This is a genomic window from Streptomyces sp. NPDC034086 (assembly GCF_055575515.1).
In genome coordinates, this window is the sequence record NZ_JBVISM010000004.1 from 70181 (window position 1) to 91490 (window position 21310).

16 protein-coding genes are annotated in these 21310 nt (G+C 71.5%); 9 read left to right on the forward strand and 7 right to left on the reverse strand.

Going from position 1 to position 21310, the window contains the following annotated elements:
- The first annotated feature begins 223 nt into the window (after nt 1-223).
- From ACZ514_RS13185 to ACZ514_RS13200, 4 genes are all read left to right on the forward strand, one after another.
- The gene (locus ACZ514_RS13185) at nt 224-886 is read left to right on the forward strand and encodes a helix-turn-helix transcriptional regulator (RefSeq protein ID WP_007267191.1); all 663 of its coding nucleotides are present in this window, start codon (nt 224-226) and stop codon (nt 884-886) included.
- A 126-nt stretch (nt 887-1012) separates the two neighbouring features.
- Complete coding sequence (locus tag ACZ514_RS13190; protein WP_468165142.1) at nt 1013-2299, forward strand: HRDC domain-containing protein; 1287 nt, start codon at nt 1013-1015, stop codon at nt 2297-2299.
- A gap of 244 nt (nt 2300-2543) precedes the next feature.
- Nucleotides 2544-3770, forward strand: a complete 1227-nt coding sequence (locus ACZ514_RS13195) for a thiolase family protein (RefSeq protein ID WP_388938543.1) — start codon at nt 2544-2546, stop codon at nt 3768-3770.
- The gene (locus tag ACZ514_RS13200) at nt 3767-5896 is read left to right on the forward strand and encodes a 3-hydroxyacyl-CoA dehydrogenase NAD-binding domain-containing protein (RefSeq protein WP_468165144.1); all 2130 of its coding nucleotides are present in this window, start codon (nt 3767-3769) and stop codon (nt 5894-5896) included. Before ACZ514_RS13195 ends, ACZ514_RS13200 begins: the two co-directional genes overlap by 4 nt.
- 60 nt (nt 5897-5956) lie before the next feature.
- On the opposite strand, the gene ACZ514_RS13205 is transcribed toward ACZ514_RS13200, so the two are convergent.
- Nucleotides 5957-7693 (reverse strand): polysialyltransferase family glycosyltransferase, encoded by a 1737-nt coding sequence (locus tag ACZ514_RS13205; RefSeq protein ID WP_468165146.1) that lies wholly within the window; start codon nt 7691-7693, stop codon nt 5957-5959.
- Nucleotides 7690-8667 carry a glycosyltransferase family 2 protein gene (locus ACZ514_RS13210; protein ID WP_468165148.1) on the reverse strand — a complete coding sequence of 326 codons (978 nt, stop codon included), beginning with the start codon at nt 8665-8667 and terminating at the stop codon, nt 7690-7692. Before ACZ514_RS13210 ends, ACZ514_RS13205 begins: the two co-directional genes overlap by 4 nt.
- A gap of 273 nt (nt 8668-8940) precedes the next feature.
- On the opposite strand from ACZ514_RS13210, the gene ACZ514_RS13215 reads away from it, so the two are divergent.
- From ACZ514_RS13215 to ACZ514_RS13230, 4 genes are read left to right on the forward strand one after another with little or no spacing between them, the layout of a single operon-like run.
- The gene (locus tag ACZ514_RS13215; RefSeq protein ID WP_468165151.1) at nt 8941-10218 is read left to right on the forward strand and encodes a DUF6716 putative glycosyltransferase; all 1278 of its coding nucleotides are present in this window, start codon (nt 8941-8943) and stop codon (nt 10216-10218) included.
- A gap of 35 nt (nt 10219-10253) precedes the next feature.
- Nucleotides 10254-11012 (forward strand): acylneuraminate cytidylyltransferase family protein, encoded by a 759-nt coding sequence (locus ACZ514_RS13220; RefSeq protein ID WP_468165153.1) that lies wholly within the window; start codon nt 10254-10256, stop codon nt 11010-11012.
- A 3-nt stretch (nt 11013-11015) separates the two neighbouring features.
- Nucleotides 11016-11936: an N-acetylneuraminate synthase family protein gene (locus tag ACZ514_RS13225; protein ID WP_468165155.1), complete on the forward strand. Its 921-nt coding sequence runs from the start codon at nt 11016-11018 to the stop codon at nt 11934-11936.
- Nucleotides 11933-12997 carry a hypothetical protein gene (locus ACZ514_RS13230; RefSeq protein WP_468165157.1) on the forward strand — a complete coding sequence of 355 codons (1065 nt, stop codon included), beginning with the start codon at nt 11933-11935 and terminating at the stop codon, nt 12995-12997. The genes ACZ514_RS13225 and ACZ514_RS13230 overlap by 4 nt, the downstream gene beginning before the upstream one ends.
- Here the strand turns inward: ACZ514_RS13230 and ACZ514_RS13235 are convergent.
- Nucleotides 12971-14011, reverse strand: a complete 1041-nt coding sequence (locus ACZ514_RS13235; protein WP_469124728.1) for a PLL family lectin — start codon at nt 14009-14011, stop codon at nt 12971-12973. The two genes, ACZ514_RS13230 and ACZ514_RS13235, sit on opposite strands and share 27 nt — an antisense overlap.
- A gap of 245 nt (nt 14012-14256) precedes the next feature.
- Here ACZ514_RS13235 and ACZ514_RS13240 point away from each other — a divergent pair, with 245 nt between their 5' ends.
- Nucleotides 14257-15366: an LCP family protein gene (locus ACZ514_RS13240; RefSeq protein ID WP_468165161.1), complete on the forward strand. Its 1110-nt coding sequence runs from the start codon at nt 14257-14259 to the stop codon at nt 15364-15366.
- A gap of 64 nt (nt 15367-15430) precedes the next feature.
- Here the strand turns inward: ACZ514_RS13240 and ACZ514_RS13245 are convergent, their stop codons facing one another.
- From ACZ514_RS13245 to ACZ514_RS13260, 4 genes are all read right to left on the reverse strand, one after another.
- Entirely contained in the window at nt 15431-16927 is a 1497-nt protein-coding gene (locus ACZ514_RS13245; protein WP_468165164.1) for an amino acid permease, read from the reverse strand.
- A gap of 110 nt (nt 16928-17037) precedes the next feature.
- The gene (dxs, locus tag ACZ514_RS13250; RefSeq protein ID WP_469124729.1) at nt 17038-18951 is read right to left on the reverse strand and encodes a 1-deoxy-D-xylulose-5-phosphate synthase; all 1914 of its coding nucleotides are present in this window, start codon (nt 18949-18951) and stop codon (nt 17038-17040) included.
- Nucleotides 18952-19203: 252 nt separating this feature from the next.
- Entirely contained in the window at nt 19204-20463 is a 1260-nt protein-coding gene (locus tag ACZ514_RS13255; protein WP_469124847.1) for a sugar ABC transporter permease, read from the reverse strand.
- 29 nt (nt 20464-20492) lie between these two features.
- Nucleotides 20493-21281, reverse strand: a complete 789-nt coding sequence (locus ACZ514_RS13260) for an ATP-binding cassette domain-containing protein (RefSeq protein ID WP_388938517.1) — start codon at nt 21279-21281, stop codon at nt 20493-20495.
- Between the last annotated feature and the right edge of the window lie 29 nt (nt 21282-21310).

Here is a 21310-nt window from a genome sequence, read left to right on the forward strand (position 1 = left end):
CTCGATGTCGTAACGGTGTGTCAGAAGTGCGTTCGCCGGGCGGCCTTCTGATCGCCCTTTGATCGATCGTGCGTCCGAATTGCCCGAATTGTTACTCACCAAATCGTGATCATTCCCTAAAGCCGGGTGGGTGACGTGCCGAAGGACTCAGTGACCATCCGCACGGTGCGAACCGGCTTCCTTCCCCGAGCCGGCCGTCCCGCCACTCCCCCAGGAGGCCTAGGTGTCCGTTCTTCTCGAGCAGCCCGCAAGCCTGGTCGCCTACCGCCCGAACAAGCCGACCGCCATGGTCGTCGTGGCCGACCCGCGCGTACGCTCCACCGTGACCCGCCATCTGTGGGCCCTCGGAGTCCGTGACGTGATCGAGGCTTCGTCCATCGCGGAGGCCCGCCCCCGCGTCGGCAGCCCGCGCGACATCTGCGTGGCCGACGTACACCTGCCCGACGGTTCCGGTCTCACCCTGCTCTCCGAGACCCGCGCCGCAGGCTGGCCGAACGGCCTGGCCCTGTCCGCCGCCGATGACATCGGTGCCGTGCGCAACGCCCTCGCGGGCGGAGTGAAGGGCTACGTCGTCACCGGAACCCGGACCAACATCGGGCTCCCCACCCGGCCCGGCGCCGCCCCCATCGGCGCCGCCGCCGCCCGTATGCACCGCCGCCCCCCGGGTGCCCCGAGCCACCCGGGCGGCTACCGAGAGCTCTCCGGCCGCGAGGTCGAGGTCCTGCGCCTCGTCGCGGAGGGCCAGTCCAACAAGGCCATCGGCGTCTCGATGGGCCTGTCCGCCCTGACCGTCAAGTCCCACCTCGCCCGGATCGCCCGCAAGCTGGGCACCGGCGACCGGGCCGGGATGGTCGCCGTCGCGCTGCGGACGGGGATCATCCACTGATCCCGTCCCGAGGCTCCCGGGCGGACCGCCCGGTGACCCCGGGAACCGGCCGCCGTTCTCCCCCGCGCGCCCGTCGACGGAACGTTCCGGCGACGGGCGCGTCCCATACACGGATACCCTTTACCGGTGACCGACGCCCAAGAGACCGCAGCACACCTGCGCACCACCACCGGGGGCGGCCCCCCGGACGCCGAGGTTCCGTCCGATGGGCAGCCGACGCCGATTCCCTTGCTCGAGCCCCGTGAGGGCATCCCGCCGGTCGTCGCCGACGCCGAGGGCCTCGCCCGCGTCGTCGCGGCCTTCGCCGCCGGCACCGGGCCCGTGGCCGTGGACGCCGAGCGCGCCTCCGGTTACCGGTACGGCCAGCGCGCCTACCTGGTGCAGCTGCGCCGCGAGGGCGCGGGCTCCGCGCTGATCGACCCGGTCGGCTGCCCGGACCTGTCCGCGCTGGGCGAGGCCCTTTCCGGGACGGAATGGATCCTGCACGCCGCCACCCAGGACCTGCCGTGCCTGCGGGAGATAGGCATGGTGCCCGCCTCGCTCTTCGACACCGAGCTGGCCGGCCGCCTCGCGGGCTTCCCCCGGGTCGGACTCGGCGCCATGGTCGAGAGCGTGCTCGGCTACGCCCTGGAGAAGGGGCACTCCGCCGTCGACTGGTCCACCCGCCCGCTCCCCGAGCCCTGGCTGCGCTACGCCGCGCTCGACGTGGAGCTGCTGGTGGACCTGCGGGACGCGCTCGAGGAGGAACTGGACCGGCAGGGCAAGCTGGAGTGGGCCCGCCAGGAGTTCGACGCCATCGCCTCGGCCCCGCCCGCCCCGCCCCGCAAGGACCCCTGGCGCCGCACCTCCGGCATGCACAAGGTGCGCCGCCGCCGGCAGATGGCGGTCGTGCGGGAGCTGTGGGAGTCCCGCGACCGCATCGCGCAGCGCCGGGACGTCTCCCCCGGCAAGGTGCTGGGCGACGCCGCGATCGTGGAGGCGGCCCTGGCCCTTCCCGTGAACGTGCACGCCCTGTCGGCCCTGCCCGGCTACGGGCAGCGGATGGGCCGGCGCCAGCTGGACCAGTGGATGGCCGCCGTCGAGCGGGCGAGGGCCCTGCCCGAGAGCGAGCTGCCGCAGCCGGGCGCGTCCCCTTCGGGTCCGCCCCCGCCGCGTTCCTGGGCGGACAAGGACCCGGCCGCCGCGGCCCGGCTGTCGGCGGCCCGTGCGGCCGTCTCCGCGCTGGCCGAGCGGCTGAACCTGCCGCAGGAGAACCTGATCACGCCGGACACGGTCCGCCGGGTGTGCTGGGAGCCGCCCAAGCGGCTCGACGCGGACGCGGTGGCGCAGGCCCTGGCCGGTCACGGCGCCCGTCCCTGGCAGATCGAGCAGGTGACCCCGGCCCTGGTCACGGCCCTGGCCGCGACCGCCTGAGCCCTCGAACCCCGTGCAGGCCCCCGGCTCCCGAGCCGGGGGCCGCGCGCGTTCCCCCCGCCCCGCCGGGGTCTCCCGCCGCCCGGGCCGGCGCCGGCGGAGTGTGACCTTCGCCGCTCCTCGGGGAGGGGGTGTGCACATTGGTTACCCGCAAGTAGCATGGGCCGGGTGAGCGGGCGCTCAGCCACACCGGCCGGGCCGCCCCCGCGCAGCAGCGCCATCCCGTACCTGGAGGAGAGCCAACGTGCCTCGTACCGTCAGGGACGTCGTCTTCGTCGACGGCGTCCGCACCCCGTTCGGCAAGGCGGGCCCGAAGGGCATCTACCACGAGACCCGCGCCGACGACCTCGTCGTGAAGGCGATCCGGGAGCTGCTGCGCCGCAACCCGGACCTGGACCCCAAGAAGATCGACGAGGTCGCCATCGCCGCGACCACGCAGATCGGCGACCAGGGCCTGACGCTGGGTCGCACGGCCGGCATCCTCGCGGGCCTGCCGCAGTCCGTCCCGGGCTACTCCATCGACCGCATGTGCGCCGGCGCGCTGACCGCCGTGACCGCGGTCGCGGGCGGCGTGGCCTTCGGTGCGTACGACGTCGCCCTCGCCGGCGGTGTCGAGCACATGGGCCGCCACCCCATGGGCGAGGGCGTCGACCCGAACCCGCGCTTCGTCTCCGAGAAGCTGGTCGACGAGTCCGCCCTGTTCATGGGCATGACCGCCGAGAACCTGCACGACCGGTACCCGACGATCACCAAGCTCCGCGCCGACCAGTACGCCGTGCGCTCGCAGGAGAAGGCCGCCAAGGCGTACGCCGACGGCAAGATCCAGCAGGACCTGGTCCCGATCTCGGTGCGCAACACCAACGAGGCCGCGGGTGAGACGGGCTGGGGCCTGGTCACCTCCGACGAGCCGATGCGCCCGGGCACCACGCTGGAGAACCTGGCCGGCCTGAAGACCCCGTTCCGTACGCACGGCCGGGTCACCGCGGGCAACGCCGCCGGTCTCAACGACGGCGCCACCGCCGCGATCATCGCGTCCGAGGACTTCGCCCGGGAGAACAACCTCCCGGTCAAGATGCGCCTGGTCTCGTACTCCTTCGCGGGCGTCGAGCCGGAGGTCATGGGCTACGGTCCGATCCCGGCCACCGAGAAGGCCCTCGCCCAGGCCGGCCTGTCCATCGAGGACATCGGCCTGTTCGAGATCAACGAGGCCTTCGCCGTGCAGGTGCTGGCCTTCCTGGAGCACTACGGCATCGCCGACGACGACGCCCGGGTGAACCAGTACGGCGGCGCCATCGCGTTCGGCCACCCGCTGGCCTCCTCCGGCGTCCGCCTGATGACGCAGCTGGCCCGCCAGTTCGAGGAGCAGCCGCACGTCCGCTACGGCCTGACCACCATGTGCGTCGGCTTCGGCATGGGCGCCACGGTCATCTGGGAGAACCCGCACTTCACCGCCGAGGGAGACGCCAAGTGAGCACCACCGCTGAGCTCCTGAAGGGTGCGGCCGAGCTGTTCCCGGACGAGGTCGTCACGTCCGCGCACGTCCGCCACCTGGACCTGCCGTTCGGCGCCGGGCGCTTCGCGCTCATCACGCTGGACAACGGTTTCGACCACACCAAGCCGACCACCTTCGGCCCGCAGTCGCTCGCCAACCTGAACGCGGCGATCGACCAGGTCGAGCAGGAGGCCACCGCCGGCTCCATCGTCGGCGCGGGCATCACCGGCAAGCCGTTCATCTTCGCCGTCGGCGCCGACCTCAAGGGCGTCGAGCTGCTGAAGCGGCACGACGACGCGCTCGCCATCGGCAAGGGCGGTCACGACGTCTTCAAGCGCCTCTCCGCGCTGGCCGTCCCCACCTTCGCGTACTACAACGGCGCGGCGATGGGCGGCGGTGTCGAGGTCGGCCTGCACTGCTCGTACCGCACCGTCTCGAAGGCCATCCCGGCCTTCTCCCTGCCCGAGGTCTTCCTCGGCCTGGTCCCGGGCTGGGGCGGCTGCGCCATCCTCCCGAACCTGATCGGCGCGGAGCGCGCGGTCTCGGTCATCATCGAGAACTCGCTGAACCAGAACCGCCAGCTCAAGGGCAAGCAGGTCTTCGAGCTCGGCATCGCCGACGCGATCTTCGAGGGCGCGGACTTCCTGGAGCAGTCCCTGCTGTGGACCGCGAAGGTCCTCAAGGGCGAGACCGAGGTCGTACGGGCCGAGGTCGACCGCGGCGAGGCCTGGGACGCGGCCGTCGCCAAGGGCCGCTCCCTCGCGGACTCCAAGGTGCACGGCGCCGCTCCCGCCGCCTACCGCGCGCTGGACATCATCGCCGCGGCCAAGGACGGCGACCTCCAGGCCGGCTTCGACGCCGAGGACGCGGCCCTGGCCGACCTCATCATGGGCGGCGAGCTGCGCTCGGGCATCTACGCCTTCAACCTGGTCCAGAAGCGCGGCAAGCGTCCGGCCGGCGCCCCGGACAAGTCGCTGGCGCGCCCGGTGACCAAGGTCGGCGTCGTCGGCGCGGGCCTGATGGCCTCGCAGCTGGCGCTGCTGTTCCTGCGCCGCCTGGAGGTGCCGGTGGTCCTCACCGACATCGACCAGGAGCGCGTGGACAAGGGCGTGGGCTACGTCCACGCCGAGATCCAGAAGCTGCTCGGCAAGGGCCGCATCAACCAGGACAAGGCCAACCGCCTGACCGCCCTGGTGACCGGCGTCCTGGACAAGGCCGAGGGCTTCGCGGACGCGGACTTCATCATCGAGGCCGTGTTCGAGGAGATGTCCGTCAAGCAGAAGGTGTTCGCGGAGGTCGAGGCGGTCGCCCCGGCGCACGCGATCCTCGCCACCAACACCTCCTCGCTGTCGGTGTCGGAGATGGCCTCCAAGCTCCAGCACCCGGAGCGCGTGGTGGGCTTCCACTTCTTCAACCCGGTCGCGATCCTCCCGCTGCTGGAGATCGTCCGCGGTGAGCGGACCGACGACGCCTCGCTGGCCACGGCCTTCGGCGTCGCCAAGAAGCTGAAGAAGACCGCGGTCCTCACCAAGGACGCCCCGGCGTTCGTCGTGAACCGCATCCTGACCCGCTTCATGGGCGAGATCCAGAACGTCATCGACGAGGGCACCCCGGTCGCCACCGCCGAGAAGGCCATCGAGCCGCTCGGCCTGCCGATGTCCCCGCTGGTGCTGCTGGAGCTCGTCGGCCCGGCGATCGGTCTGCACGTCTCCGAGACGCTGAACCGCGCCTTCCCGGAGCGCTTCACCGTCTCGCCGAACCTCAAGCGCGTGGTCGAGGCCGGCAAGCGCGGCTTCTACGTCTACGACTCCGGCAAGCCGGAGCTGGACCCCGAGGTCGCCGCCCTCCTGGTGCAGGGCGACTCCGTCCTGACGGAGGAGCAGGTCCGCGACCGCGTCCTGGACGCGGTGGCGCAGGAGATCGGCCTGATGCTGGAGGAGGGTGTCGTGGCCGAGGCCCAGGACATCGACCTCTGCCTCATCACCGGTGCGGGCTGGCCCTTCCACCTGGGCGGCATCACCCCGTACCTGGACCGTGAGGGCGTCTCGGAGCGGGTGAACGGCAAGAAGTTCCTCGCCCCCGGCGTCGCCAGCGTCCCGGCGTAACACCCCGCGGTACGCAGAACGGCCCCGTCCGCACCTGGTGCGGACGGGGCCGTTCGCGTGTCACCTGCGGCCGAGCCGGCCCGATTTGACCAGGCGCTGGGCGGCCGGCGAGTCCGGGTTCAGGGCCAGCGCCCGCCGGCCCGCCTCGCGGCGCAGGTCGTCGCCGGGCTTGCCCAGTTTCGCGGCGGTCTCGGCGATCCGCAGCCAGACCAGGGCGCGCCCGCTGTCCGCGGAGATCTGGATGGCCCGCTCGATCCGCCGCCTGGCCTGGTCGGTCTCCTTGCGGCGGATGTGGGCCTGGGCCATGCCGATGAGCAGGTCGAGGTTCTCGTGCTCGGCGAGCAGCCGCGCGCCCACCTCCAGGACGCCCCGGTCGTCCTTCGCCTCGACGAGGGAGGCGAAGCCGCTGAGGGTGATGTCGGTGAAGGGCACGTCGTCGTCGGCCCGTTCCCTGGCGGCGAGGAAGGTCCAGCCCTTGCCGCGCCGCCACTTCCAGGTGCGCGGGCCCGGCAGGTCCAGACGGGTCCGGGTCCGCTCGTTGAAGTGCATGGACAGCTCGGGCCGGCCCTCCCACTGGTCGACGGCGGCGGCCACGTACTCCTCGGCCACCGGGCGCAGGAAGGCGTACCGCTTGGGCTGCATGCAGTAGCCGACGGCCTGGACGTACGGGGTGACCTCGCCCCGGATGTACCCGACGTCCAGCACCCGGTCGGCCGGCGGGCCGGCCGGGGCGTCCAGGTCGGGCAGCAGGGCGTGGGTGAGGGTGGCGGGGATGCGGTTGCTGTTGGCGTACGGCCGCATCCGGCGGATCACCTCGAGCGCGCCGATCTGGGCGACGGGGATCCCGTACAGCGCGCGGGCGGTGAACAGGCCCGTGGAGAAGCAGCCGATGACCTGGCGGGGGCGCAGGTACTCGAAGACGGTCTCGGCGAGGACCGGTACGTCCAGCAGCAGGAAGGGGACCCCGGCCGCGCGGGCCGCCTCGCCGAGGGTGTCGGCGAGGCTGGAGGGGGCGCTGGGGTGGGGTTTGAAGACGATCGAGGTGTGGCCGAGCCGCAGCGCGTGCCGGAACATCCGCAGGTGCAGCTCCTCCTCTTCCTCCTCGGTGAGGATGCCGAGGGGGGAGAGGTACTGGCCGAGCAGCACGGCGCCGTCCGGGCCGGTGCGGGCGGGCTGCGGCGGGACCACCCGGTCGAGGATCGGACGGCACGCGTGGGTGACCTCCGCCATCAGCTTGAGGACGGCGGCGGTGTGCACCGGCTGCGAGGGGATGCCGTACTCGGTGAGGAGCATGGGCAGCAGGGTGGGGACCAGGTCGAGGTAGAGCACCCGTTCGATGCGGCCGTGGATGGCGCGGGGCAGGTCGTTGCGCGTGGGGCCGTAGCTCATCAGCCCGTCGGCGTACACGGCGAGCGTGGCGTCCGAGAAGATCTTGCAGAGGGTCTGGGCGGGTTTGACCTGGATCGACTCGACGACGAGTTCCAGGGGACCGGGCCGGATGCCGATCTTCTCCGCCATGACGGTGCGCCACAGCGGGGCGTCCTCGTCCCGGGGGGACCAGAGCGCCGGGTGGAACGGGTAGATCAGGTCGTTCCAGTAGACGACGCGGTGGAAGCGCGCGAGCACGGCGGCGGCGCCCGGCATCTGGTGCAGGGGGGTCGCGACTTCGGGGATGTCGACGTTGTTGCACACCAGCAGGATGCGCTCGCGGTCGTCGTGGCCGAGCTGGCCGGCGTCGATGGCGGCGGCCACCGTCATGGCGCCGTACAGGGTGGAGGCGGCGAATATCCGGGTCATCGGGCGGCGGCGCCCGGGTGACGGGACATCAGTGCTCTGAGCTTCTTCACGCGTGGGGAGTCCATTCCTTCCAGCGTCCCCTCGAGGACGTCCTGGGGGAGGTCGAAGAGGATCCGCGCGGACCGCTCCATCAGCAGGCCGCGGGTGAGTTCCTCGTACGACTCGGCGCGGTCCATGTGAATGACGATGAGCGCGCAGAGGGTGCGCATCGCCTTGAAGGAGAGTTCGTATCCGCGCGGATGTCCCGCGAGTTCCTCGAATATGAGGCGGAAGGCCGGAAGGAAGTCGAGCTGCCGCTCGTCGGGGACCTTCGTCAGGGAAGTGGCCACATCGCGGCGGTAGAAGATGCCGTGGAGGTCGACGACCCCGAAGGAACGCGTCCTCAGGTGCAGCTTGTAGAACCAGGGGCGGTCCTCGGCGGTGCGCAGGCTCTCGTCGAAGAACAGCGCGCCGGCCTCCAGGAGGCGCTCGCGGTCGTAGATACCGGCCCAGGACTGCGGGTAGTCCATGAAGGTCGAGGCGTCGACCGGGCCGATGTAATCGGCGGGATCCAGCGGAAGGGCCCTCGGCGCGAGGGGCGCCATGACGATCTTCCGCTTTCTTCCGTAGACGCGGACATGGCCGGTGCGCAGGAAGTCCACGCCGGCCTGGCTCATCCAGCCGACCAGTTGCGCGAGATATCCGGGGGCGTACCAGTCGTCGCCGTCGAGGAAGGTGAAGAAGCGTCCGCGGGCGGCCGCGAGCCCTATGTTGCGGGTGGCCGATATCCCCAGATTCCGCTCGTTCCGGATCAGTACGGCACCGGGAATCCCCGGCACCATTTCCTGCAGGATCTCTGACGTCCCGTCAACGGATCCGTCGTCCACGACGATGAACTCGAAATCCTCCCGGGCATTGAGCGCCAGCGACTTGAGCGCCGTCCGGCAGAACTCCCGGACGTCACACATCGCGACGATCACCGAAAGGGTCACCACCGGAAGCACTCACCTTCTCCCCATTTGCCCACACACCTCCGGCGAAGCCGCACGGACGGACCGGACATCATGATAGAAGCGCCCGGAGAGGGTCCCGGAACCCGTGGGTGTGACGTACAACTCCCTCGGCGGTCGAAGCCTTTTCGTGACACATAAGGCTGAGGTGAGCATGTAGGGTCTATCGGGCCCGGCGACAGTCCCGCCCCTGCCCGCGCTCGGCCGCGGGTACGCCGACGGCAGTTGGGCTCCGCCGACCGACCCGGGAATCACCAAGTGCGCATCCACGTGCTCGCAGACTCCGACACCCGCTGGAAATGGGGCGCGGGGCTGGCGGTGGGCCTGGCACCGGGCAGCGAGGTGCACGCCCACATGCTGCGGGGCCGCAGCACCCCGACCGCGCGCCAGCTGGCGGAGGTCGGCATCACCCCCGCCTCGATCACCGAGGCCACGCTCGCCGGTTTCGCGGCGGCGCCGGAACTCGACGGAGCGGATCTGATCATCCTGGGCACGGTGGGCGGCGCCACGCACGCGGCCCTGCACGCGCTCGCCCACCGGTTCGCGGGAGCGCCCCGGCGGCCGATCGTGATGACCGGTTACGTCGGCGTCGTCTACGAGAAGATGGCCGACGGGCTCCTGCTGCGCGCCGGGGCCGACATCGTCCTCGCCAACAGCCCTTTCGACCGGCGCCGTTTCACCGAGGTGTACGAACCCCTCGGAATTCCCGTTTCCTGCATCGTCCAGACGGCACTGCCCTTTCTCGACCAGAGACCGTACGACCCGAGCCGGACCCACGCCACCCACCCCTACACGGTGTGCTTCGCCGTCCAGCCCTCGGTGCCCGCCGACCGCAACGGCCGGCTCTACATGCTGCGCCGCGCCATATCCCACGCGCGCCTGCGCCCGGGGCGCGACGTACTGGTCAAACTCCGCAGCAGGCCCGGTGAGGCGACCACCCATGTGGAGGCCTTCCACTACCAGGTCCTCGCGGAACAGCTCGAAGAACCGCTGCCGCCCAATCTGCATTTCGTCTACGGAAACATGTCGGACACCCTCGACCGTACCGACCTGCTGGTGACGGTCAGTTCCACCGCCGCGCTCGAATCGATGCACCGCGGAATGCCGACCGCCATCCTCAGTGATCTCGGCGTCCGGGAAGTCCACGGAAACCACTACTTCACCGGTTCGGGCTGCGTCACCGACTGGACCGCGATAGACGAGGGCGACGCCCCGCTCGCGGACGAGGCCTGGACGGCGGACCAGGGCATCCGCGCGGTGGATCCGTACGGGGAACTGCGCCGCCGCATCGAACAGCTGCGCGGCGTCCCGCTGCCGCCGATATCCCCGTACTACACGGCCGTCAGCGCCCCCGAATACGTGGGGACCCTGCTGCGCCGCCGGGGCCTGAACCCGGACGGCTCCCCCGGCGCCGGTGCCGCCGCGGGGCGCCCGAGCGGCCCCATGCGGCGCACCTCCCGCCGTGTGCTGAAGGTGGCCTACCAGTTCGGGGTCCAGCGCGTGGCCCCGAAGATCCAGCAGTGGGGCGGCGTATGAGCGCCCCCGTCGTCCGCACCCCAGGGGGAAGCCTCGTGAACGTCACCGCCGTCATACCCGCCCGGGGCGGCTCCAAGGGCATCCCCGGGAAGAACACCGCCGAGGTCGGCGGGGTCCCTCTCGTCGCCCGCGCGGTCCTCGCCTGCCGGGGCGCGGCCCACGTGACCCGGGTCGTGGTCTCCACCGACGACGCGGCGATCGCCCGGGCCGCCCGCGGGGCCGGGGCCGAGGTCGTCGACCGCCCCGCCGAGCTGGGCTCCGACCGGGCCTCCAGCGAATCCGCGCTGCTGCACGCGCTGGACGTACTGGAGGAGCGGCACGGGGAGCCCGTGGACGTCCTCGTCTTCGTCCAGTGCACCAGCCCCTTCACCACCCCGGAGGAGGTCGACGGGACGGTCCTGGCCGTGGTCCGCGACGGCGCCGACTCCGCCTTCACCGCGGTGCCCTTCCACGGCTTCCTGTGGGGCACCGGCCCCGACGGGGCCGGCCCGGGCCACCACGCGCACGGCGTCAACCACGACAGCTCCGTACGCCTGCGCCGCCAGGACCGCACCCCCGAGTACCTGGAGTCGGGCGCCGTCTACGCCATGCGCGCCGACGGCTTCCGCCGGCACGGCCACCGCTTCTTCGGCCGGACCCAGCTCGTCCCCACGGCCCCGGAGCGGGCCATCGAGATCGACGAACCCGGCGACCTCGACCGGGCACGGGCCCTGGCCCCCCTCCTCGACCCGCAGCAGACACCGGCGGCCCCGTCGTCGCCGGACCCCTCGCAGTACCCCGGAAAGGAACTCTGAACAGTGGTGCACAGCAACCGGATCCGCCGCATCGGGAACAAGGAGGTCGGCCCCGGCCGGCCCACCTATGTGATCGGTGAGATCGGGATCAACCACAACGGTGAGCTCGCGAACGCCCTCGCGCTGATCGACGCGGCCGCCGACGCGGGCTGTGACGCGGTGAAGTTCCAGAAGCGCACCCCCGAGATATGCACCCCGCGCGACCAGTGGGACATCGAGCGGGACACCCCCTGGGGGCGGATGACCTACATCGACTACCGCCACCGCGTGGAGTTCGGCGAGGACGAGTACCGGGCCATCGGCGAGCACTGCGCCGCACGGGGCCTCGACTGGTTCGCCTCCCCGTGGGACACCGAGGCCGTGACCTTCCTGGAGAAGTTCGGCGTACCGGCCCACAAGGTGGCCTCCGCCTCCCTGACCGACGACGAGCTGCTCCTCGCCCTGCGCGCGACCGGCAAGACGGTCATCCTGTCCACCGGCATGTCCACCCCCCAGCAGATCCGGCACGCGGTGGAGGTGCTGGGCAGCGCCAACGTCGTCCTGCTGCACGCCACTTCGACGTACCCGGCCAAGGCCGAGGAGCTCAACCTGCGCGTGATCAACACGCTCCAGGAGCAGTACCCCAACGTCCCGATCGGCTACTCCGGCCACGAGACCGGCCTCCAGACCACGCTGGCCGCCGTCGCCCTCGGCGCCTGCGCCGTCGAGCGGCACATCACCCTCGACCGCGCCATGTGGGGCTCCGACCAGGCCGCCTCCGTCGAGCCCGGCGGCCTCGCCCGGCTGGTCCGCGACATCCGCACTATCGAGACCGCCCTCGGCGACGGCGTCAAGCGCGTCTACGACTCCGAGCTGGGCCCCATGAAGAAGCTCCGCCGCGTCCAGGGCACCCTCGCCGCCGAGGGGGTGACGGCCTCGGCATGAGCGACACCCTCGCCCTGGTGGAGAGCCCGGCTCAACTACTGAACGTCCTGGAGTGGGCGTACGTCCACCCGGGCGAGGCAGCGTCCCTCACCATCGCCGTCCTCCAGCCGACGGACCCGCGCTCGCGTGCGCAGGTCCGCCGGCTGTGCCGGTTCGCCTCGCAGTCCAAGGTGGTCTGGCGGCGCTACGAGGTGCGCGCCGGCTACCTGGGACGGGCGGGCGAACTGGTCCGTCTCGGCCGGGCGGTCGCGGCCGCCCGGCGCCTGGTCATCGGGGACCTGTTCTCCCGTACGATCCAGCTGCTGCTGCCCCGCTCCAAGGCCCGTGAGGTGGTCGTCGTCGACGACGGCACCGCCACCACCGAGCTGGTCAGCCTGCTCACCTGCGGGCAGCAGCTGACCCGCTGGCACCAGGGCGAGCTCAAGCCCTCCGCCAAGGGCGGCCCGGTGAACCGCTGGCTGGCCCGCGGGGACCTGGAACGGGCCACCTTCTTCACCTGCATGCCCGTCACCGCACCGCCCGGCACCGAGCTGCGGCCCAACGACTACGCGTGGAGCCGGGCGGCCTTCGGCCCGGTGCGCGTGCGGTCCGGGGCCGACCTGGCGGGCAGCTCCCTGGTGGAGACCGGCGTCGTCGACGAGGACCGGTACATCGAGGCGGTCGGCTGGATCGCGCGCCACCGGGCGGCCGGGCGCTACTTCGCGCACCGCAGGGAGAGCGGCCCCAAGCTGGAGCGGATCGCCGCGCTCACCGGCATGGAGATCGTCCACCCCGAGCTGCCGCTCGAACTGACCGTGCTGACCGAGCCGGTCGGCCGGACCGTGCTGACCTTCGCGTCCACCATCGCCTACACCCTGCCCATCGTGCTGGCCGGCTCCCCCGTGCGGGTGGAGCTGTGCGACATCGACGACGCCTGGATCACCCCGGACACGGCCGGCCGGTCGGTGGACTTCCTGCGCCGGATATCGGCGCTGGCGGTGGACCGGCACAACCTGCCGAGGATCCCGCCGCAGGGGCGCCGGCGCCCCGAGCCGTCAGAACCGCTGCCAGCGGCCCAGTGACAGGCCGGAGCTGTCCTTCTGCCGGTTGACCAGCAGTTCGCCCCGGGCGCCGACACAGGCGATGACGACCATGCCCCGGGCGTCGACCGCGAGGGCCGGGGAGCCCAGGCACTCCTCGCCGATCTCGGTCCACCAGAGTCCGGCCGCCTCGTGTTCCGTCGGGTACGCCGCGAGGGCGGTGCGCCCGTTCACCGCCCGGTAGGCCAGCACCGTGCAGTCGTAGCCGTCGACCAGCGCCCGGACGGCGGCCACCGCCCCGGCCGCCGGCCCGCCGCCCAGCGCCAGCACCCCGGCGCCGTCCCGGCAGGCGAACACCCCGCTCCCGTCGGCGGCGTGCCAGAAGTGGGTGACGCGGCCCGGAGCCGTCTCCAGCGTCCGCACCGAACCGTCCTGGGCGAGGTACGGGATGTCCTCGCCCCGCTCCAGCGGGCCGCCGGGGCCCGTCTGGGCCCAGCGGGACAGACCCCGCTCGCCGGGCGCCGCCAGCCAGACCCGGCCCTCGGAGGTGGAGTCGGCGCCGGTGCCCTCGAAGAACTTGCTGCCGCGGAGGTCTTCCCAGTCCCGCCAGCCGCCCTTCCTGTCCTGGCGTTTGACGTGGACGCCGCGCCCGGCGTTGCGGACGAAGACGTGGGGCGCGCCCTGGGCGTCCACCGCCAGCGTGGGCGGGCCGCCGCGGTGGTGCATGTCGGGCCGCTGGTAGAGGGTGCCGAGGGAATGCCAGGGGCCCATCGGGCGGCCGCTCTGGTACTGCACCGCGTGGTGGTAGGTGACCGTCTCGGCGTCCCCGGTCCGGGTGCGGCGCCGGCCGGCGAAGTGGGCGTACCCGTCCGGTCCCTGGCCCACCGCGAGGTCGGTCAGGCCGTCGGCGGGGAAGAGGTCGGGGCCGCTCCAGCCGGGTCCGCCGGGGGCGCGCTCGGTCCAGCGGAGCAGGCCGTCCTCGGCGCGCGCGTAGGCGGTGAGCCGGCCGTCCTTGCCGGCGAGGAGCCAACGGCCGGTCAGGGGGCCCAGCGCCACGGTGTTCCAGTCGCCGGCGGGAGCTCGGCCCGCTCCGGGGGCGGGCCGCTCGGGGGACCTGTTCGGAGCGCGTCGGGATCGCGTCGCCATGAACCGCAGCAACCCTTCCGCTTCACCATTCGAACAGAATCAGGATACCCCGGGGGCCCGGGGCGGCCTCCTGCGTCTATGTTGTAGCCCGCGAGATCCCCCCGAGATCCCCACCGGATCTCCCGCCACCCGTTCGGAAGGACCGGTCCCCGGGCATGACTTCAGACTCCACCGCCGCCACGACACCGCCCCGCTCGCGCGCCGCCCGGATCAGGCGGGGGCTCGCCTGGACGGCGGCCGTCGTGGTCCTCGGCGCGGCGGGGTCCGGCTGGTGGGTCTACGACCACCTCAACGGGAACATCGACAGCGTCGACCTGGACCAGGCCATCGGCACGGACAACCGGCCGCCCAAGTCGGCCGGCAACGCGCAGAACGTCCTGGTGCTCGGCTCGGACTCGCGGGCCGGCGCCAACGGCGAACTGGACCACGGCGACGTGAGCGGCGCCCGCTCCGACACCGCCATGCTGGTGCACATACCCGAGGGCCGGGCCAGGGCCACCGCGGTGAGCATCCCGCGCGACACCCTGATCACCCGGCCCGAGTGCAAGGACGAGGACGGCAGGACCGTTCCGGAGGCGAGCCGGGTCATGTTCAACTCCGTCTACTCGCTGGGCGGTCCGGCCTGCGTGGTCAAGACGGTGGAGCAGCTGTCCGGGATCCGCGTGGACCACTTCGTCGAGGTGGACTTCGCCGGCTTCAAGGGGCTGGTGGACGCCCTCGGCGGGGTCACCGTCACCCTCGACCAGCCGATGACCGGCGCGAAGGGCGGCCTCAGGCTGGACGCGGGCACGCACCGGCTGAACGGCACGGACGCGCTGAAGTTCGTACGGACCCGCTACGGCTACGGGGACGGCAGCGACCTCGGGCGCATAGGACTCCAGCAGCAGTTCATGATCGCGATGCTGTCCGAGATCAAGAAGCAGGACGCCTTCGGCAATCCGGCGCGGCTCTACAAGCTGGCCGACGCCGGCACCAAGTCGCTGACCACCGACTCCGATCTGGCCTCGCTCACCGCGCTGTCCGACTTCGCGCGGAGCATGAAGGGCGTGGACCCGTCCACCATGGAGACCATCATGCTGCCGGTGGCCTACGACAAGGTGGACCGCAACCGCGTCGTCGTCGCACAGGAGCAGGCCTCCCTGCTGTGGGAGGCCCTGCGCACCGACCAGAAGGTCCCCGCCGCGGCGAAGGACTCCCCCGCCAAGGGCGGCCCGGGCGCCAAGTCGCCGGCGCCCGGGCATTCCCCGTCGGCGGGTTCCCGGTGAACCGCCGCGTCCGCCCCTGGTGACCTGAGTCGGAGATCTGCTGGTGGATCTCCGACTCAGGTCACTAGTACTCGGCGTCCTGGCCGGCCTGGGCCAGGCGGCTCTTGCGCCTGCCGTACAGGAAGTAGACGACGATGCCGACGACCATCCAGATGCCGAAGCGCAGCCAGGTCTCGGCCGGCAGGTTGAGCATCAGCCAGAGCGAGGCCGCCATGGACAGGATCGGGATCACCGGCACCCACGGGGTGCGGAAGGCCCGGTGCAGGTCGGGGCGGGTCCTGCGCAGGATGATCACGCCGAGCGCCACGATGACGAAGGCGAACAGGGTGCCGATGTTGACCAGTTCCGCGAGCTTCTCGAGGCTGGTGAACCCGGCGACGACGGCGATGAGCACACCGAGCAGCAGGGTGGCCCGGTAGGGGGTGCGGTACTTCGGGTGGGTGACGGAGAAGACCCGCGGCAGCAGTCCGTCGCGGCTCATCGCGAAGAACACGCGGGTCTGGCCCAGCAGCAGGATCATGCACACCGTGATGAGGCCGACGGACGCCCCGAGGCTGATGGCCCCGGAGAAGAAGGGCTGGTCCACGGCCTTGAAGGCTTCGGCGAGCGGGGCGGTCGGCGACATCTCCCGGTAGTACTGCATCCCGGTGACCACGACCGTCACCGCGACGTACAGCACCGTGCAGATCAGCAGCGAGCCCAGGATGCCGCGCGGCATGTCCCGTTGGGGGTTCCTGGTCTCCTCTGCCGCGGTGGCCACGACGTCGAAGCCGATGAAGGCGAAGAAGACGAGGGAGGCCGCGGTGAAGATGCCCATGACGCCGAAGTTGGTGGGTTCGTAGCCGAACAGCAGCTGGACCAGTGGCGCGTGCCAGCCGGCTCCGCCGGACTGCGGCTCGGCGGGCGGGATGAACGGGGAGTAGTTGTCGGCCTTGATGAAGAACAGGCCCGCGATGATGACCAGCATCACCACGGTGACCTTGATGGCGACGACGACCGCGGTGATGCGGGCCGACAGCTTCGTCCCGACGACGAGGACCGCGGTCAGCACCAGGACGAGCAGGAAGGCCAGCAGGTCGAAGGTTCCGCCCTCGTCGGGCCCGGACAGCGCGACGGGCATGTCCCAGCCCAGGTTCGTGTGCATGAGGTGGCGTACGTATCCGGACCAGCCGACCGCCACGACGGCGGTGCCGAGCGCGAACTCGAGCACCAGGTCCCAGCCGATGATCCAGGCGGGCAGCTCGCCGATCGAGGCGTACGCGAAGGTGTACGCCGAGCCGGCCACCGGGACGGTGGACGCGAACTCGGCGTAGCAGAGCGCTGCGAGGGCGCAGACGACGCCCGCGGCCACGAAGGCGAGGGCGGTGGCGGGTCCGGCGTTGTTCCGGGCCGCGATGCCCGTGAGGACGAAGATGCCGGTGCCGATGATGACGCCGACACCGAAGACCGTCAGGTCCCAGGCGGAGAGCGATTTGCGGAGCGCGTGCTCCGGCTCCTCCGTGTCACGGATGGACTGCTCCACCGTCTTGGTGCGGAACGGGCTGTTCTGATCCGTGCTCACCTACGCACCTCCCAAGAAGTACGCGAACGGGCCGGGAGGCCCACCCCTCAAGGGTGATCTCCCGGCCCGTGACGTGCAACCGCGCGGTCCGGCCCGTCGGGCCCGTCCGGCTAGTCGAGGGCGGCGGGCTCGTTCTCGTAGCGCCCGTCCAGCTTGGCGACCAGACCGGTGACCTGGCGGGCGATGTCCGGAGCGGTCAGGCCGATCTCGGCCATGATCTCCTTGCGCAGCGCGTGGTCGAGGAAGCGCTGCGGGATGCCGAAGTCGCGCAGCGGCACGTCGACGCCCGCGTCGCGCAGGGCCTGCGAGACGGCCGCGCCCACGCCGCCGGTGCGGCCGTTGTCCTCGACGGTGACGACGACCCGGTGGCGGTCCGCGAGCGGGGCCAGGGCCTCGTCCACGGGCTTGACCCAGCGGGGGTCGACCACGGTCGAGGAGATGCCCTGCTTGTCCAGCAGGTCGGCGATCTCCAGGCACATCGGGGCGAGGGCGCCGACCGAGACGAGGAGCACGTCCGGCCGGGTGACCTCGGGGGCCGGGGTGCGCAGGACGTCCATGCCGCCGATCCGGCCGACGGCGGGGACGGCCGGGCCGACGACGCCCTTGGAGTAGCGGACGACCGTCGGGGCGTCCTTGACCTCGACGGCCTCGCGCAGCTGGGCGCGCAGCTGCTCGGCGTCGCGCGGGGCGGCCAGCCGCAGGCCGGGGACGACCTGGAGGATGGACATGTCCCACATGCCGTTGTGGGAGGCGCCGTCGTCACCGGTGACCCCGGCCCGGTCCAGCACGAAGGTGACCCCGCACTTGTGGAGGGCCACGTCCATGAGGACCTGGTCGAAGGCGCGGTTGAGGAAGGTGGCGTACACCGCGAAGACGGGGTGGACGCCGCCGGTGGCGAGCCCGGCGGCCGAGGTGGCGCCGTGCTGCTCGGCGATGCCGACGTCGTAGATGCGGTCCGGGAAGGCCTCGGCGAACTTGTTGAGGCCGACCGGGTGGAGCATGGCGGCGGTGATGCCGACGATGTCCGGGCGCTCGTGGCCGAGCTTGACCATCTCGTCGGCGAAGACGGAGGTCCAGCTGGCGGCGGCGGTCTTGACCGGCAGCCCGGTGTCGGGGTGGATCACGCCGACCGCGTGGAAACGGTCCGCCTCGTGCTCCAGGGCCGGGGTGTAGCCCCGGCCCTTCTGGGTGAGGCAGTGGACGATGACCGGGCCGCTGAAGCGCTTGGCGCGCTGGAGGGCGGACTCCAGGGCCTCCATGTCGTGGCCGTCGATGGGGCCGATGTACTTCAGGCCCAGGTCCTCGAACATGCCCTGCGGGGCGATGAAGTCCTTGAGGCCCTTCTTGGCGCCGTGCAGGGTCTCGAAGAGCGGCTTCCCGACGACCGGGGTGCGCTCCAGGATCTCCTTGCCGCGGGCCAGGAAGCGTTCGTAGCCGTCCGTGGTGCGCAGGGTGGCCAGGTGGTTGGCGAGGCCGCCGATGGTGGGGCCGTACGAGCGCTCGTTGTCGTTGACGACGATGACGAGCGGGCGGTCCTTGGCGGCGGCGATGTTGTTCAGCGCCTCCCAGGCCATGCCGCCGGTCAGCGCGCCGTCGCCGATGACGGCGGCGACGTGGTGGTCCTCGCGGCCGAGCACCTCGTTGGCCTTCGCGAGGCCGTCGGCCCAGCCCAGCACCGTGGAGGCGTGGGAGTTCTCGATCACGTCGTGGTCGGACTCGGCGCGCGACGGGTAGCCGGACAGGCCGCCCTTGGCGCGCAGGTTCCCGAAGTCCTGGCGGCCGGTGAGCAGCTTGTGGACGTAGGCCTGGTGGCCGGTGTCGAAGAGGACCTTGTCCTTGGGCGATTCGAAGACCCGGTGCAGGGCGATCGTCAGTTCGACCACGCCGAGGTTGGGGCCGAGGTGCCCGCCGGTCTTGGAGACGGCGTCGACGAGGAAGGACCTGATCTCGGCGGCGAGCTGAACCAGCTCCTCCTGGCTGAGCCGGTCCAGATCGCGCGGTCCCTTGATGCGGGTCAGCAGCACCCGTGCCTCCTTGCAGTTGCTTGCTGGTCTGTCGAGTCTAATGTTCCGCTCGCGGAGCCGGTCATCGGGCGGTCCCTGGCGGGTCACACCCGTGTCATACCTGCGCTCCCGGCAGCGGCGTCACACCTCCCGAACGGGCGTATACCCGCACATCCGTACGCCTGCGCGCACGCACGGGTGCCCGGTGCCACACGCAGTGGCACCGGGCACTGTGACGGGTCTTACCGCCCGGGATCGGCCCAGGTCGCGCGGTCAGGCGCGGCCGGCCGTCTTCTGGGTCTTGCGGGTCACCGAGTCGATGACCACCGTGGCGAGCAGGACGGCACCGGTGATCATGTACTGGACCGGGGTCGCGATGCCCTCCAGGGCCAGACCGTACTGGATGCTGGTGATGACCATCACACCGAGGAGGGCGTTCCAGGTCCGGCCGCGGCCGCCGAAGAGGCTGGTGCCGCCGATGACGGCCGCCGCGATGACGTTCATCAGGAGGTCGCCGGCGCCGGCGCTCTGGTTGGCCGCCGCGATCTTGGAGGCCCAGAAGAGGCCGCCGATGGCCGCGAAGGTGCCCGCGATCGCGAAGACCGCGATGCGGATCCCGTTGACGTTGATGCCCGCGCGGCGGGAGGCCTCGACGCTGCCGCCGAGGGCGAAGACGTTGCGGCCGAAGGTGGTGCGGCGCAGGACGAAGTCCGTACCGACCAGGGCCACCACGAAGAGCACCAGCGCGAGCGGCAGGCCCTTGTACTGGTTGAACACGACGGCGGGGCCGAACGTGAACAGGGCCAGCAGGCCGGTGCGCAGCAGGATCTCGCTCAGCGGCCGGGAGGGGACCCCCGCGGCCTCCTTGCGGCGGTTGTCGGAGAAGGTGGCGAGGAAGTACGCCACCGTGGCGAGCGCCGCGAGACCGTAGCCGGCGGCCACGTCCGAGAAGTAGTACGTGGTGAGCTGCCCGACCACGCCCTCGGAGTCGAGGTTGACGGTGCCGTTGCTGCCCAGGATCTGGAGCATCGCTCCGGACCAGAACAGCAGGCCGGACAGGGTGACCGCGAAGGCGGGGGCCCCGATCTTGGCGAAGAAGAAGCCGTGGACGGCCCCGATCAGGGCGCCGCCGGCGACGGCGGCGAGGATCGCGAGCCACTCGTTGACCCCGTGGGTGACGGCGAGGACGGCCACGATCGCGCCCGAGACGCCGCTGACGGAGCCGACCGACAGGTCGATCTCGCCGAGCAGCAGGACGAAGATGATGCCGACGGCCATCATGCCGGTGGCGACCATGGTGATCGCGATGTTGGAGAGGTTCTCCGGGGAGAGGAAGTTCGAGTTCAGCCCCTGGAAGATGCCCCAGATGATGATCAGGCCGAGGACGACCGGGATCGAGCCCAGGTCGCCGGCCTTCATCTTGCGGCCGAACTCGCTCAGGTAGCCGGACAGCCCCTGCTCGCGCACGAGCAGGCGCGGGTCCACCACGGGGATGGCGTCCGCCGGGGCGGCCGGGTTGGCCAGCTTGGCCACCTCTTCCGCCGAGGTGTGGTGTTCGGTGCTCACTTGCGGGCCTCCCCGGTGCGGGCCGCCCGGCGGGTCACGGCGTTGTCCGTGGCCCCGGTGATGGCGGAGATGATCTCTTCCTGCGAGGTGTCGGCGACGTTGAAGACGCCGTTGTTGCGGCCCAGCCGCAGCACCGCCACCTTGTCGGCGACGGCCTTCACGTCGGCCATGTTGTGGCTGATGAGGATGACGGCGTGGCCGCGCTCGCGCAGCCGCTCCACGAGGTCGAGCACCTGTGCGGTCTGCTCGACGCCGAGGGCGGCGGTGGGCTCGTCGAGGATGACGAGCCGGGGCTCGCCCAGCATCGAACGGGCGATCGCCACGGTCTGGCGCTGGCCGCCGGAGAGCGAGGCGATGGGGATCCGGACACTGGGGATCCGGATGGACAGGGTGGTCAGGAGTTCGCGGGCGCGGCGCTCCATCTCCACCTCGTCGAGGACGCCGAAGCGCTTGAGCTCGCGCCCGAGGAAGAGGTTGCCGACGACGTCGATGTTGTCGCACAGCGCGAGGTCCTGGTAGACGGTCGCGATGCCGAGGTTCTGGGCGTCGTGGGGCTTGTTGATGGAGACCGGGCGGCCCTCCCACTCGATGACTCCGTCATCGATGGGGTGCACGCCGGCGATCGTCTTGACCAGCGTGGACTTGCCGGCGCCGTTGTCGCCCACCAGGGCGACGACCTCACCGGAGTGGATCTCGAGTTCTACGTCGGTCAGGGCCTGGACGGCGCCGAACCGCTTCGAGACCCCTCGCAACGCCAGCACGGGCGCAGCGGACACATGAACCATCTCCTTCGCCGCCTGACCGGCGGGGATGT

Coding starts and splice junctions, on each gene's coding strand:
- ACZ514_RS13230 (WP_468165157.1), top strand. CDS start 11,933: ATGAGCGACACCCTCGCCCTGGTGGAGAGCCCGGCTCAACTACTGAAC.
- ACZ514_RS13260 (WP_388938517.1), bottom strand. CDS start 21,281: ATGGTTCATGTGTCCGCTGCGCCCGTGCTGGCGTTGCGAGGGGTCTCG.
- ACZ514_RS13240 (WP_468165161.1), top strand. CDS start 14,257: ATGACTTCAGACTCCACCGCCGCCACGACACCGCCCCGCTCGCGCGCC.
- ACZ514_RS13205 (WP_468165146.1), bottom strand. CDS start 7,693: ATGACCCGGATATTCGCCGCCTCCACCCTGTACGGCGCCATGACGGTG.